Raw genomic sequence first — 14,318 nt, 5'->3', positions numbered from 1 at the left:
TATGGAACGGAAACAATTTATACAAAAATTCGCTTTACTAGCCCTGGTTCCATCGGTATTTGTTGCCGCCTGCAGCAGTGAAGAGAAAAAAAACGGAGGAGCAAAAGCGGCAAAGAAACAGACCTTTACCTGCCCGATGCACCCACAGGTGATCAAGGAAGAAATGTCAACCTGCCCGATTTGCGGGATGGATTTAGTGCCTTTTGAAAAGAACAGCAATGAAAAAGCATTGACCGTGGACGAGAAACGCCAGGCTTTGGCCAATATCACCACGATGGTGATTGGCGTAAATAACTTGTCGGGCACAAAACAACTCAATGGCCGTTTAACCGTAAATCCGGAGCAAAGCAGTTACATCTCCAGCCGGATTGCCGGCAGGATAGAACAGCTGTACATCAGGGAAACAGGGGTGTCGGTTAAAAAAGGACAGCCTTTATATCAGTTGTACTCTGAACAGCTGGCTACGTTACAACAGGAATACCTGATGGCCATTGCTCAGGAAAAACAATTCCCGGGAGAAAAAATAGAGAAGCAGATTGTGGAATCTGCGAAACAAAAGCTGTTGTTGTACGGGCAGTCTGCCACACAGGTACAGCAATTGCAACATACACAGAAAAAAAATCCTTACATCACTTTCTTTGCTCCTGAAGGTGGTGTGGTAGCGGAACTTTCCGTGAATCAGGGTCAGTATGTGACCGAGGGAGGTCCGATTCTTCGACTGGAGGGTTACGGGAATTTATGGGTGGAAGCCGATGTATATCCCAACGAAGCAAAAGGAATTAAAGAAGGACAACGGGTAAAGGTAGTGATCCCGGGTTGGGAAGACCAGCCTCAGGAGATGACCATCAGTTTCATTACCCCTGCCTTACAATCCGGTACACAACTGACCCAGATCCGGGGAAGTATTCCAAATCCAAATCATCAGTGGCAGCCAGGTGCGCAGGCCAATGTATTCCTTCCTTCAGGAAGCAAGTCTGAGGTATTGACTTTGCCGGTAGATGCAGTGATCAGAGATGGAAAAGGGATGCATGTCTGGATCAGGAAAGGGAAGGACAGCTTTGAACCCAAATTGGTGATTACAGGTCAGGAGAATTACAATCAGGTAGAAATTACCAAAGGCTTGCAAAATGGTGAGCAGGTAGTGATTACAGGAGCTTACCTGTTGTATAGCGAGTACATCCTGAAGAAAGGAAAGAACCCTGTTGAGGGCCTTAAATTAAGTACATAAATGATAATAAGCACATAAATTATAAACCATTAAACAATTTAAAAATGAAAACAGTTAGAAATTTAGCATTTACCATCGCCACAGTAACGCTATTTGCAGCATGCGGGGATACACAGAAAACGGCGGAAGCATCCCATGAAGGTCATGATCATGCTAAAGAAGCTAAGGCCGGAACGGCAACTGAAGCAGCTGGGGTAAGCCTGAAAGATGATAAACTAAATGCAGTATATCCTCATTACCTGAAACTGAGCACCGCATTGATCGCTGGTGATGTAGCAGAGGCAAAAGTAGCTGCCCAGGCGGTTGAACTGGGAGCAAAAGAGCTTGGAAACGGAGCCGCTTTGCAGGCATTAACTGCTAAAATCAGCAATGCTTCAGATGTTGAAGTTCAAAGAACAGCTTTTGCCGCATTGAGCGCTGATTTTATAACAAGAGTGAAGGCTTCAGGAGTTAATTCAGGTGAAATATATGTGGAGTATTGCCCTATGGCGATGAATGATAAAGGTGCTTCCTGGTTGAGCAATGAGAAAGACATTAAGAACCCTTATTACGGGGAATCGATGTTGACTTGCGGAGAAGTTAAAGAAACGATCAAATAAAATTGTAGCCAATTGCGGTCCCCTTAGGGGGACCGCAATATTATAAAAATAAGGCCTTGTTGTTCATCAGGTATTGCAAAGACTCCACTACGATTTGTCGTGGTGGTTTTGGATTAAAGCCCAATTCTGTACGCGCCTTACTGATGTCGAAATTCTGCTGTAAACCAGAAAACATAGAGAGGTCGGTTACTGACAATAAAGGGGCCTGTCCTTTAATTTTTCCATTGATCTCCATCAGCCAGGCAATCAGATATAATAAACTTTTAGGAACGGATGCGGGCATTTTTATCTTCAGTTCAGGATATAATTCTTTTGCGATGGCCGTTACTTCCTGAATCCCCATACATTGCTCATTTGCCAGGATGTACCGTTCTCCATTTCTTCCTTTTTGTGCAGCCTGATAGAGTCCTTCAGCCACGTCTTTAACATCTACCCAGTTCAGGGTGATTTTGGTATCTACCGGAATTTCTTTGTTCAACACCAGTTTCAAAATGCCATAAGAGACGCTCAATGGTGGGGTTGCCACCTCACCAATCATCGCAGAAGGCATCACAGAAACCAATTCTATTCCATGTTTTGCGGAGAGTTCAAAAGCGAGTTGCTCCCCATCATTTTTTGAATTGTAATACCAGTTGCGGCGGTCGGGGTTATAGCCATTGCTTTCCCGGGTTGGAAGCTGCGTATAGTCTAATGCAGCAATAGAACTGACATAAACGATCTTTTTGACTCCGGCTTCTTTTGCCGCTTCAATACAAAGCCGGGTGCCTTGCATATTGACCTCATAGATTTCCTTTATGGGATTTTTAGCCCATAGCTTAAAGGAAGCGCCAACAGCGTAAAAGGTCTGCACCCCTTCGAGCGCCTGGACCATAGATTTTTTATCGGTAATGTCTGCCTTTACAATTTCCGCATTTAGTCCCTGAAAAGGATTGGTGTTAGAAAGGTCTCGTACAGATGCGCGGACGTTGATCCCTTTATTTAGTAACATCCTGACCAGGTTATTTCCCAAATGCCCGTTGGCACCGGTAACCAGAGAAAGTGTTGAATTTTCCATTTGTTTTATCTTTTATAAAACAAAGGTCGGATGCCGGATTGCTAATCTACCTAACCTGTGTTAGGAAATGAGCTGTCTCCTGATTCTGCTTAAACTTTCCGGTTTGATGCCAATAAAGGAGGCGATGATCTGAAGGGGAACCTGCTGAATCAGTTCCGGGGATTCTTTTAACAATTTTAAATACCGCTGATCTGCAGAAAGTGTCAGGATATCCCTTGTGCGCTGCTCGTTGTAAATGATCGACTGATCGTAGATCTTCCGGCCTGCTTCTGCCCATTTCGGGCTCAGTTCATATAAATGGTCGAGGTCTTTTTTATTGATCCGGAGTAAAGAACAGGCGGTAATACATTCCACGATTTCAGCCGACCTTGTTTCGGTCATGAAGCTGCCAAAGGAAGTGATGAATCCATTCGGGCAATTCAGGTGACAGGTGATGGCTTCTCCATCATGGTAATAATATACCCTGACAAATCCTGAATTTGTAAAATATAAATATTTCGGAATGGTATTTTCTGCTACCAGTACCGTTCCTTTTTTTACCTCAACAGGCTCAAACAGCCTTTCTATAAGGGCTTTGTCGGTATCTTCTGCATCGGAGTACTCCGGGAAGAGGTTTAATATTTTATGGTAAGGATCTTTCATTTTGCGCTTGGGACAGGTTGGTGTACAGCCCCCCAGCCGGACAGGCTATTGATGACCCCTTCCAGACTTCTGCCGGTAGGAGAAAGACGATATAAATGTCCATTTGGTTCATCGGCAACTTTCAGAATGAGCTGATCCCGTTCCAGGTTTTTAAGCTGTAAGGCCAGTACCCTTTCTGTAATTCCCGGAATGGCTTGTTTTAACTCCCCAAACTTCAAATCCTGATCCAGTAATTTCACCAGAATGGTCAGTTTCCATCTTCCGCTAATGACCGATAAGGTAAATGCCGCAGTACACCATTCGTGGAGCTGCTGTTCGTTTTCGAAGTTGGTAGAAGTGGTTTTTCTCATTTGCTTACAATTTTGTAAGTATCGTCTTCTGCGCAAAGCAGGCTGTAAATTTGGGTAAAAATATCAGATATATGACAAGCAGCACTAAAATTAAAGGAATACACCACCTGGCCATTCGTGCCAGAGATTTTGATCAGACCCTGAAGTTCTATACCGGAGCACTGGATTTCTCGGTCAGCCATACCTGGTCATTACCGGAATTTAATATCCGTCAGGCGGCAATGTTGAAATCTTCGGATGGCCATACTTTTATAGAAATTTTTGACGGACAGGCCAATGCACCCAGAGAAGGACTTGCAGTAAAAGAAGGAGAGGAAGTCCGCACCGGGGCTTTGCTACACCTGGCCATGAGTGTCGAAAATGCCAAAGCCGCTTATGAGCGCTGCCTGGAGGCAGGGGCAAAATCCTGTATTGAACCCATGCGCCTTTCTTTAGGGAATCCTCCGGTCATCGTCAACAATGCTTTGGTTTACAGTCCCAACGGAGAAGTGATCGAATTTATAGAAGGCGCTCCCTTTTAAGGATTTACATGAAGATTTCTTCATATAGTTTATCTTGATAAGGCGTACCTTTATCTAAAATCAGGTACTGGTTATCCTATAAAATAAATGAAGCGATTTAAATTCTTTGTCCCATTCCTACGGGAAAACGGAAAAATTATATCCAGCTATGTGTTTAGCCTGTTCTTCATAGGACTCATCATATGGTTCATTAAACAGCAACGTGGAGAGCTGCATCAGGTAAAGGAATTACTCGTTACTGCCCAATGGCTTTGGTTGTCGATCGGAATTTTACTGAGCGTGGTTTACGTTTTTATCCATGGAATGATGTACCGTTCCTCATTTGCTGCGGTATCCAGTAAAATTTCCATTGCCGATGGAACAATATTATATTTAAAACGCAATTTCGTTAGTGTATTCTTACCTGCCGGAGGAGTTTCTTCTCTGGCCTTTTTCAGCTCTGCGATAGAACAGAAGGGCGTGAGTAAATCTCAGATCAACTTTGCCTCTTCAATTTATGGCTTTGTGGGGATCCTGTCTGTACTGGTGATTGCCATTCCTGTTTTCATCTATGCGATTTTACAGGGAAGTATCGGTTATGGGGAATGGTTTGGGTTGATTGCAGCCATTTTATTGATCGGCGGAATTTACTTGCTGTACCGTTCTGTGATTCATAAAGGTAGTTTTTACCGTTTTATTGTTAAATATATTCCGGTAATTGAGGTCTATGCTGCTGAATTCAGAAGCAACCAGATTGAACGTAAACATTTCATTTCTACCTTTCTTTACAGCAGTCTGATTGAAATCGTGGGGATTGTACATATTTATATTGCCATGCTGGCATTGAATATTCCCGCTTCCTGGATCATTGCCGTCATCAGCTATATTGTTGCAGTGGTATTCCTCATCATTTCGCCTTTTTTAAGGGGCTTGGGGGCGGTGGAAGCTTCCATGACCTTCATTCTTACCCGTCTGGGATATTCGGCCCCGGAAGCAGTATCTATTACCTTCCTTTACCGTTTTATGGAATTCTGGATTCCTATGGCGCTGGGGGCATTAAGTTTTCTTTTCCGGATCAATAAACTGTTGATGCGGGTAGTCCCTGCCTTATTCCTTTTATTGCTGGGGGTGGTCAATGTGGTGTCGGTACTGACTCCTGCAATTCATGAACGGCTGAGGTTTTTGAAGGATTTTATCCCTATGGAAGCGATTACTGCCTCCAATTATTTTGTATTGGTAGTGGGATTATTTCTGTTGGTCACCGCGGCATTTATGCTGAAAGGCTTACGCATGGCCTGGTATTTTGGTTTAACACTTTGTCTTTTTTCTTTATTCGGGCACATCGCCAAAGCGATTGACTATGAGGAGGCGATCTTCTCACTATTGGTCATCCTGATCCTGATCGGCTCCAGAAAAGAGTATTATGTGAAACACAATTCCAGGTTAAGGTCTTTTGGGATTCAAACGACTTTACTGAGTATTTTAGGAATCCTGATTTATGGCACTTTAGGCTTTTATTTTCTGGATAAGAACCATTTTGGCATTGATTTCAGCTGGTCACAATCCATTCGTTATACTTTAGAAAATTTTGTGCTCATAGGGAGTGATGACCTTGAACCGCTGGATCATTTTGCCAAAGGTTTTCTGTATTCGATTAACATCAGCGGCTTTTTGTCGATCGCTTTTTTAATCTATACCCTCATCAGGCCATACATGATGAAAAGCAGTACGGAAGAAGAAGAATTTTACCAGGCAAAGCTGTTACTGGATAAATACGGAAACTCGGCGGTAGACTATTTTAAGACTTATCGCGATAAGCTGATTTATACGGCTGAGGATTTGGAAGGTTTTGTGGCTTATCGCATTGCTGGCAACTTTGCGGTAGTGCTGGAATGTCCGGTTTGTGATCCTGTACTAAGAAAGAACCTGATCAAAGATTTTGACCGTTATTGTTTTGAGAGTGGAATGAAGAGCCTGTATTACCGGGTTCCTGAAGAAAGCCTGGAAGATTTTATCGCTGCAGGAAAGAAAAAACTTTTTCTCGGGCAGGAGGGAGTGGTAGATTTGCTGGGCTTTTCATTGGAGGGGGGCAGCAAAAAATCCATTCGCAATGCCTTAAAGAAAGTAGCTGATCAGGGCTTTCAGAGCCGGGTATATGAAGCGCCGGTTAAAGACGGACTGCTGCAAAAGCTTAAATCTGTTTCAGACGAATGGCTGGAAGATACAGAAAGAGCCGAAATTGTCTTCTCTCAGGGGATGTTTAGCTGGGAAGAGTTGAAGGAACAGACGATCATTACCGTGGAGAATGAAGAAGAAAAGATTGTTGCTTTCCTGAACATCATTCCCGACTATGTGAAAAATGAAGGCACCTATGATCTGATCCGGAAAACGGCTGATGCGCCAAACGGCATCATTGATTTTATTATGGTAGCTTTATTTACGCACCTGAAAGAAAAAGGCTATGCGGCCATCAACCTGGGATTTGCGCCCATGTCCGGCCTGATTGACCCTCATAATTTTCCGGAAAGGTCTATGAAATTCGCCTATGAAAAGATCAGGTCATTCTCTCATTATAAAGGCTTACGAGCGGCAAAGGAGAAGTTTTCTCCGGAATGGCACAACCGGTATTTGATTTATGACCATGATTTTGACTTGTTGCAGGTTCCTGTTGCGCTAACCAAAGTCATTAAACCTTAGAAGATGAGAAAATTTATAAAGGTAATCTTATTGCTGATGCTGATTTATCGGCCAGCATCTGCCAGGCAACAGACCGATCATTTTTCTTATGGGAAGTTTGGCAGAATTACGGTTTATCATCCTGAAAATACCCCCGGTTCGGTAGTTCTTTTTGTTTCCGGTGATGGGGGATGGAAAGATGCAGTTGTGCTGATGGCTAAAAATATGGCCGCTGAAGGAGCACTGGTCCTGGGAATTGATGCCCGGCATTATGGTTATGCTTTGTCTAAATCTGCGGCAGCCTGTCTGTATCCGGCAGCAGATTTTGAAGACCTGAGTTTAACCGTTCAGAAAAAATACAAGCTGAAAGACTATCATAAGCCGGTTTTGGTGGGTTATTCTTATGGGGCAGTGTTGATTTACGGAACGCTGGTACAGGCTCCTCCAAATACGTTCAGGGGTGGTATTGCCCTGGGCTTCTCTCCGGATATCAACCTTAAAAAACCATTATGCAAGGGGAATGGGCTGAATCAGCATGTGCTGAAAAAAGGAATTTCTTATTACCTGGAAAGCACAAAAAGTCTGACCGCACCGTTTATTGTATTAAACGGGGAAAAAGACCTGAGCTGTCCATTTGCCGCTACTGCTACTTTCCTGAAAGGGATGCCGATGACCGAACTGATCGCGTTACCTGATGTTGGCCATGGCTTTTTAAATGCGGCAGACTGGCAGCCGGAGCTAAAAACTGCCTGTCAAAAGATACTCGCAAGCCCAACCTTTAGCGAACAGAAATTAGCAGCACATCAGTTGGGTAATACTGAACAGGTTAAACCTTATACAGGAAACATGCCTTTGATCCTGGTGCCTTCTCCAAAAAAGAACAACCTGCCCATGGTATTCATGATTTCCGGAGATGGAGGCTGGACCGGATTTGACCAGTCTGTGGCAGAGTCGCTGGCTTCCAAAGGGCTTTCTGTTCTTGGTCTGGATGCACAAAAATATTTCTGGAATGCCAAAACCCCGGAAAGCAGTACCCTTGATATCAGTAAGGCTTTAGCACATTATAAGGAGGAATTGGGGAAAGAAGACTTCATTCTGGCAGGTTATTCTTTCGGGGCGTCGATTGTTCCCTTTGTAGCCAACCGGCTGCCTTCCGAATTGAGAAAAGACCTGAAAGCGGTGGTTTCCCTTTCTCCGGATGTAAGTGCTGACTTTGAGATTCACCTGATCGACCTCCTGAATTTTGGAAGTGCTAAAGAGAAATATGATGTCATCACTGAAATTAAACGTATAAAAGCCACAGATCAGGTATCCATTTTTGGAACAGGAGAGGGGAATGCCGTCAGGAGTCAATTTGTGAAAAATGGATTAAAGGTGATCACCATTGCCGGAGACCACCATTTTAATAAAGACTATGCCGCTATTTCTGCGGCTTTCTTAAAACAGGTTGCTGAATAAAATTAACTTTTACCTTAGCTGACCAGCCCGGCATAGCTTTGCAAAGCCCGAACTGATTTATAAAGCCTATTGTATCATGTCGTTTAAAGCCTGAAATATATTCATTGGATATTCTGCTATCCTGTTGCATAGATATAAGTACCACTCTTTTCCATAAACAAAATACAGTTTAGTCTCATAGCCTTCATCCTTAAGCGAGAAAAGTTGTTCATTGCAAATGCCATACAGACTTTCAAATTCGTAAATCTCTTTTGAAGACTTATAGTTCTGTATTAATAACTTCGCATTTGCTTGTATTTTTGGGTCATGTGTAGCAATTGAACACTTATGGTTTTCTGCGAGCAGTTGATCAATATAACCTAAATAGGCATCGTCAAGTTTTTCACCTCTGGGCATAGACTGCCCATTGGCCGTTTCAAATGCGCCTTTCACAATTCTGATTCTTCCGGTTTCTTTTCTGATCTCAGCAAAGTCATCTTTCGTCCTATAGAGATATGCTTGCAGCGTTATTGCGAGATGATCGTAATTTTTTATTGCTTTTTTATAAGTATCAATGATATCGTCCGTCCTTTCAGTTCCTTCTGCACTTATGATAATTTCAATATCTGATAGAGAAGCTTCTTTACAAATGGCATTTAAATTGTTTAAGCAGAGCTCTTTGGATACCGCTAATCCGATATGGGATAAGTCAAGAGATACTGTAGCATTTAAATGCTGCAACCTGATTTGTTCACAAATATGGATGAATTCCTTAGTGGACTCATTTGATTCCTGCTCCGTTCTGGTGCTTTCGCCCATAAACTCTATTGAAGTCTTCAGGTGATTAAAAGACTTAATTTTAACGATGGTTTCTTCCAGGGTTTCACCTCCAATATATCTGTCAGCAGCCTTCTTGAAAAGTTGAAATAAGGCGGGATTAGCCAATATATATGTTTTTGCATCTTCACTTAGTGCTGCTTTTCTTAATGCCTGAGCACCCATCTGTAGTAAGCCTTTATCCATTGTGGTTTTTCTTTTTGAGGAGTGACAATGATAAGTTGTAAGGTGGATATTTATTTCATTTTAAAGTAAATTTCTATATTAACAATAGATGGTTCAGTATGACAATTCCTTAAAAACAAATCTAAGGGGCATCTGTGAGTTTGTTCAGTTTCTCACAGATCTCTTCCAGCAGGATAAATTGTTTGGATTGGGTGTCATAGATCGTTTTGATCTGTTCTTCCAGCAATAAATCCATTTTTAAATGGAGTTTGCGGATCTCCATTTCTGCTTTCAGGTTGATCAGGTAATCATTTTCTCCCCTCATCCGGTCTTTTTCCTCCTGTCTGTTCTGACTCATCATAATGATCGGTGCCTGTAGTGCAGCAATGCAGGAAAGAATGAGGTTCATCAGGATAAAAGGATAAGGATCGAAAGCGGCTTTGCTACCGGCAGAGGAGTTGTAGGTAATCCAAACCACAAGTACAATTAAAAACCAGATGATGAATACCCAGCTTCCCCCGAAACGGGCTACTTTATCGGAGATCTTCTGCCCCTTGCTGATCATCTCCTCCGGTGGGTTCAGCAGGTTATTTACGATCAGCTGCTCTTCCTCAATGGTATCTTTTACGATCTGGTGTAACTTTTTCAGGTGGGCATTTTCATCAGACATCAGCTGATTGATTTCTTTGTTTTCCATGGATAAATGTGTATTGATGAGGCCTTTTATGCTTTGGCTGTAGTTTAAAGATAGACAATGTCAAATCTTTTAGGGGAATTGTTAAAATTTTATTTTCCTATTGCATTTTCAAAGATAACTGCTTAGTTTTGAGGTAAGAGGGGGTTAATTGCAAGGGGCGGCAAAATGCTGTCTTAATCTTTCTCTTCCGTTCGCCCGGACGGTTACCTAAATTTTGTACGATGGAGTGTTGCTGAGCCCGGCAAACTTATACACAGCTGATGAAAGCTGAGTGTAGGGTGGGGACGTAATGTGGTTTTTGAATCAGAATGTTTAATTAACCATAAAAAAACAATGATGTCAAAACAGTGCTTATTTTTTGCGGAAGAACGCAACTGTACCAGTACAAAGCGGAAGCTTGAAAATGATCTGTTCACCTTAATTCAGGACTATGGACAAGTATAAGATCAATGAATGTATGGACAAACTGACCTATAATCAGCATAAGCTGATTAAGAGGCTGATTCCTGGAATCATCAGGGCTTCTATTAACACTTTTCACAATTACCGGAAACTCCAGATGGGTGATGATAAGGATATTCCTTATGAAACCGTCAGGATACTGGAAGTATTGTTTGGGTTGGAAGTAGGAGAATTGGCAAATTTCGAGGTTAAAGCTAAAAGTGCAAGAGCTTTATTTAAAGAACATCAGGTTGCTTTGACGCAGCCAATGGACCCTTATGAGATGGAATCTTAACACAAAACAAAAGGCATCTGGAAACAGATGCCTTTTGTTTTGTTTAGAATGGAGCCGTCCTTGCTCATATTTTACGCTCTCATCCGTAAATTCTTATGATGTTCATCATCCTTTTTTTCGTAGCCCTGGGGAAGATCTAATAGATTGAGGATGAAGGAAAGCATCACAAGCATGAGGTTTGGACAGCCCCAATAACTTTGCTTTATTTATTTCTGCACACCAGGTGTGTTGTTCATTACAGAGAGCTTCAATGCTTTTACATCTTCTTTTGTCGCAGCTTTTAATCCTCTTGCCCAGATGGTATAGATCTTTCCTTTTTCAATTTTCACTTTAGGAAGTGTGGCTAAAACATCTGTTTTACCATTTTCTTTGATCTCGAAATTGATTTCATCACCTGCAGCAGTTTCCACAAAAGCGCTGGCTTTTTTGTATTCTATTTTAGAAACAACAGCCTCTGCTTTTCCAGTAATGGCAAGGTCAAGGATTCCTGCATCAGCACCTAAATTAACCAAACGGATTTTTGCTTTATCAGCTGCAGGAGGAGTTAAATCATCTTCTACAAAAATAATAGTGTTGGCGGTTACGTCGGTTACAAAAGCAGAATAAGCTTTGTTGGTTTTGAATTCAGCTTTCTCTAGTTTTCCTAGTTTTTCTGCTAATCCTTTTTTAGTCACACTCAATTCATAGGTGCCTGGAGCTACACCACCATAAATAAGTGCAGTATTATAGCTGAAGTCTACTTTATTTGCTTTTTGATTAACTACGTAAAAGTCAAGCTCAGCAACACCTGGAGCAGCATGGATCAAAGCCAGTCCGGCAGGAAGTACAAGAGGTGGACCTGGATTGCCTTCATTTTTTGAACATGAACTGAAAAGGGAAGTAATGGTTAAGGCACATACTAACGTTTTAGCTATCGGGGAAAAATACTTAGTCATTGTTTTTGTTTTAAGGTTTATATAAAAATTAGTAATTGGTTAATGGCCATTAACACTTTTTCTTTTAAAACGAACCTTTCTTTCAAAACGCAACAGTAACCATGAAATTTATTTCATAATTGCTAAAATAACTGATTAACTGGCTAAGATTCACCAGTTATAATTTTCCGGGAATCCTCAAATTGCCAGATAATCTCTTCAAAAATGAAATTCAAGATTTGCCTGGTATTTTTCCTGCTCTATGGTACAGTTTCCAAGGCGCAACTGCCATCTGAAGCTAAGACCAACCCACAGTTGTTTGTGGAAACGAAGAACAGTTTACTTGTTTTCAGTGTCGCTGGAAACGGGAAGTTGTATCAGAGTTACTTCGGGCAAAAGCCCGGCAACCAGGCAGATTATTCCTTACTGCAATCTACCCGGCATGAGGCTTATATTGGCGCCGGTATGGGCGACCTGTTTGAACCCGCCGTCCGTATGGTACATGCCGATGGTAACCCCTCTTTGGACCTGGTATATGTGCGGCATCAAACCGAAAAAAAAGGTGCTGATCTTAGCCTGACTTCCATTACTCTTAAAGATCCGAAATATCCGGTAGAGGTGATCCTTCATTTTTCAGCTTATTTCAATGAGGATGTGCTGAAAACATGGACAGAGATCAGGCATCAGGAAAAAAAAACCGTAACCCTGAGCAATTATGCCTCCTCCATGCTTCATTTTGAAGCCTCAAAATATTGGCTCAGTCAGTTTGACGGGGATTATATGACCGAAATGAGAATGAAAGAAAGCCAGCTGACCACGGGAATAAAAGTGCTGGACAGTAAACTGGGAACGAGAGCTCAGATGTACCGTGCACCTGCTTTTTTTCTGTCTTTTAATAAACCCTCGGATGAAAATACCGGAGAGCTGATAGCAGGTACACTGGCCTGGTCCGGCAATTTTCAGTGTGCTTTTGAAATTGATCAGCAAAACTCTCTGAGGGTCATCAATGGCATGAATCCCTATGCTTCTGAATACAAATTGCCCGCCGGAAAAACCTTTGAAACTCCTGCTTTTATCTTTACCTATAGCAATAAAGGAAAAGGACAGGCCAGCAGAAACCTGCACCGCTGGGCAAGAAAATATGAAATCCCGGATGGTGATCAGGGCCGTTTAACGTTATTAAACAATTGGGAAGCTACCCATATGGATTTCAACGAAAATGTGCTCGTTGAACTGTTCGATGGGGCACAGCAGCTCGGTGTGGACCTGTTCCTGCTGGATGATGGCTGGTTTGGCAATAAATACCCCAGAGATGGTGATAAAACTGCTTTGGGCGACTGGCAGGTGGATCGTAAGAAACTACCCAGCGGATTAGGACACCTGGTGAAGGAAGCGGGAAGCCGTAACCTGAAGTTCGGAATATGGCTGGAACCGGAAATGATCAGCCCTAAAAGCGAACTCTATGAGCAACATCCCGATTGGATTCTGAAGCTGCCAAACCGGGAGGAATCCTATTCCAGAAATCAGCTGGTCCTGGATCTGGTGAATCCTAAAGTTCAGGATTTTGTATTTAACCTGGTCAACGACCTGTTAAAAGAAAATCCGGGTATTGCCTTTATCAAATGGGATTGCAACAGAATGCTCACCAATACCTATTCTCCTTTTCTGAAAGAAAATCAGGGGAACCTGTTTATTGACTATACTAAAAGCCTGTATCAGGTAATGGAACGTTTAAGAGCGAAACACCCACATCTTCCGATCATGCTTTGTGCAGGAGGAGGAGGCCGTGTAGATTATGGAGGGTTGAAATATTTTACTGAATTCTGGCCCAGCGACAATACGGACGGACTGGAAAGGGTGTTTATCCAATGGGGATACCTGAACTTCTTTCCATCACTGACGGTATCCAGCCATGTAACCTCGATGGGAAAACAGTCTTTGAAATTCCGTACAGATGTGGCCATGATGGGGAAGCTGGGTTATGATATCCGCGTAAAAAACCTGACACCGGAAGAAATCCGGTTCAGCAAATCGGCGGTACAAACCTATAAAAGCATCAGTAAGGTGATTTGGTTTGGTGATTTATACCGTCTGGTTTCTCCTTATGAAGAGAACAGGGCGGTATTGATGTATGTGGATGAGGCTAAAAATAAAGCCGTACTGTTCAACTACCTGCTCAATTTCAGAAGAAAAGAGTATATGGGGAAAGTCTTATTATCAGGACTGGATCCGGAAAAGAAATATAAAATCAGGGAGATCAATCTTTTGCCCGATGCGGTTTCCACACATCCTGATCATGGGAAAACCTATTCCGGCGATTACCTGATGAAGGTGGGCTTAAACTTGTCACCAGGAAAAATCAGTCCGCTCAGTAGCGCTGTGTTTGAGCTGGTTGCAGAATAACGAAGGACAATAACGGCGATATATAGGCTAATCAGAGAGATAAATATCTGGCGGTTTTTTTTTCAATTAGAAGATCAAAT

13 protein-coding genes are annotated in these 14,318 nt (G+C 42.4%); 7 read left to right on the top strand and 6 right to left on the bottom strand.

Annotated features, from left to right (window positions below; translation table 11 throughout):
• The first annotated feature begins 1 nt into the window (after position 1).
• Positions 2 to 1,228, top strand: coding sequence for an efflux RND transporter periplasmic adaptor subunit (locus BUC20_RS28560; RefSeq protein ID WP_073236486.1), 1,227 nt, complete (start codon positions 2 to 4; stop codon positions 1,226 to 1,228).
• 44 nt (positions 1,229 to 1,272) lie between these two features.
• Positions 1,273 to 1,827 (top strand): DUF3347 domain-containing protein, encoded by a 555-nt coding sequence (locus tag BUC20_RS28555; RefSeq protein WP_073236483.1) that lies wholly within the window; start codon positions 1,273 to 1,275, stop codon positions 1,825 to 1,827.
• 40 nt (positions 1,828 to 1,867) lie between these two features.
• On the opposite strand, the gene BUC20_RS28550 is transcribed toward BUC20_RS28555, so the two are convergent.
• From BUC20_RS28550 to BUC20_RS28540, 3 genes are read right to left on the bottom strand one after another with little or no spacing between them, the layout of a single operon-like run.
• Positions 1,868 to 2,881 (bottom strand): NAD-dependent epimerase/dehydratase family protein, encoded by a 1,014-nt coding sequence (locus BUC20_RS28550; RefSeq protein ID WP_073236481.1) that lies wholly within the window; start codon positions 2,879 to 2,881, stop codon positions 1,868 to 1,870.
• A 60-nt stretch (positions 2,882 to 2,941) separates the two neighbouring features.
• Positions 2,942 to 3,523, bottom strand: a complete 582-nt coding sequence (locus BUC20_RS28545; RefSeq protein ID WP_073236478.1) for a Crp/Fnr family transcriptional regulator — start codon at positions 3,521 to 3,523, stop codon at positions 2,942 to 2,944.
• Positions 3,520 to 3,873 carry a winged helix-turn-helix transcriptional regulator gene (locus BUC20_RS28540; RefSeq protein WP_073236475.1) on the bottom strand — a complete coding sequence of 118 codons (354 nt, stop codon included), beginning with the start codon at positions 3,871 to 3,873 and terminating at the stop codon, positions 3,520 to 3,522. Before BUC20_RS28540 ends, BUC20_RS28545 begins: the two co-directional genes overlap by 4 nt.
• Before the next feature lie 71 nt (positions 3,874 to 3,944).
• Here BUC20_RS28540 and BUC20_RS28535 point away from each other — a divergent pair, with 71 nt between their 5' ends.
• From BUC20_RS28535 to BUC20_RS28525, 3 genes are all read left to right on the top strand, one after another.
• Positions 3,945 to 4,394, top strand: a complete 450-nt coding sequence (locus BUC20_RS28535) for a VOC family protein (RefSeq protein ID WP_073236741.1) — start codon at positions 3,945 to 3,947, stop codon at positions 4,392 to 4,394.
• Positions 4,395 to 4,481: 87 nt separating this feature from the next.
• Positions 4,482 to 7,070 (top strand): phosphatidylglycerol lysyltransferase domain-containing protein, encoded by a 2,589-nt coding sequence (locus BUC20_RS28530; RefSeq protein WP_084529376.1) that lies wholly within the window; start codon positions 4,482 to 4,484, stop codon positions 7,068 to 7,070.
• A gap of 3 nt (positions 7,071 to 7,073) precedes the next feature.
• Entirely contained in the window at positions 7,074 to 8,507 is a 1,434-nt protein-coding gene (locus BUC20_RS28525; RefSeq protein ID WP_073236473.1) for an AcvB/VirJ family lysyl-phosphatidylglycerol hydrolase, read from the top strand.
• 66 nt (positions 8,508 to 8,573) lie between these two features.
• Here BUC20_RS28525 and BUC20_RS28520 read toward each other — a convergent pair whose 3' ends face one another.
• Together BUC20_RS28520 and BUC20_RS28515 are read right to left on the bottom strand one after the other, a co-directional pair.
• The gene (locus BUC20_RS28520) at positions 8,574 to 9,509 is read right to left on the bottom strand and encodes a proline dehydrogenase family protein (RefSeq protein ID WP_073236470.1); all 936 of its coding nucleotides are present in this window, start codon (positions 9,507 to 9,509) and stop codon (positions 8,574 to 8,576) included.
• A gap of 121 nt (positions 9,510 to 9,630) precedes the next feature.
• The gene (locus BUC20_RS28515) at positions 9,631 to 10,185 is read right to left on the bottom strand and encodes a DUF1003 domain-containing protein (RefSeq protein ID WP_073236467.1); all 555 of its coding nucleotides are present in this window, start codon (positions 10,183 to 10,185) and stop codon (positions 9,631 to 9,633) included.
• A 430-nt stretch (positions 10,186 to 10,615) separates the two neighbouring features.
• Between BUC20_RS28515 and BUC20_RS28510 the strand changes: the two genes are divergently transcribed.
• Entirely contained in the window at positions 10,616 to 10,921 is a 306-nt protein-coding gene (locus tag BUC20_RS28510) for a hypothetical protein (protein ID WP_073236464.1), read from the top strand.
• Positions 10,922 to 11,127: 206 nt separating this feature from the next.
• Here the strand turns inward: BUC20_RS28510 and BUC20_RS28505 are convergent, their stop codons facing one another.
• Positions 11,128 to 11,856, bottom strand: a complete 729-nt coding sequence (locus tag BUC20_RS28505) for a DUF4397 domain-containing protein (RefSeq protein WP_073236462.1) — start codon at positions 11,854 to 11,856, stop codon at positions 11,128 to 11,130.
• Between the two features lie 204 nt (positions 11,857 to 12,060).
• On the opposite strand from BUC20_RS28505, the gene BUC20_RS28500 reads away from it, so the two are divergent.
• Complete coding sequence (locus BUC20_RS28500) at positions 12,061 to 14,238, top strand: alpha-galactosidase (protein WP_073236459.1); 2,178 nt, start codon at positions 12,061 to 12,063, stop codon at positions 14,236 to 14,238.
• Positions 14,239 to 14,318 lie beyond the last annotated feature (80 nt).

Source organism: Pedobacter caeni (assembly GCF_900129215.1).
GTDB classification, from domain to species: Bacteria; Bacteroidota; Bacteroidia; order Sphingobacteriales; family Sphingobacteriaceae; genus Pedobacter; species Pedobacter caeni.
The sequence above is the reverse complement of the archived record's forward strand: the minus strand, read 5'-3'. Positions and strand labels throughout refer to the sequence as shown.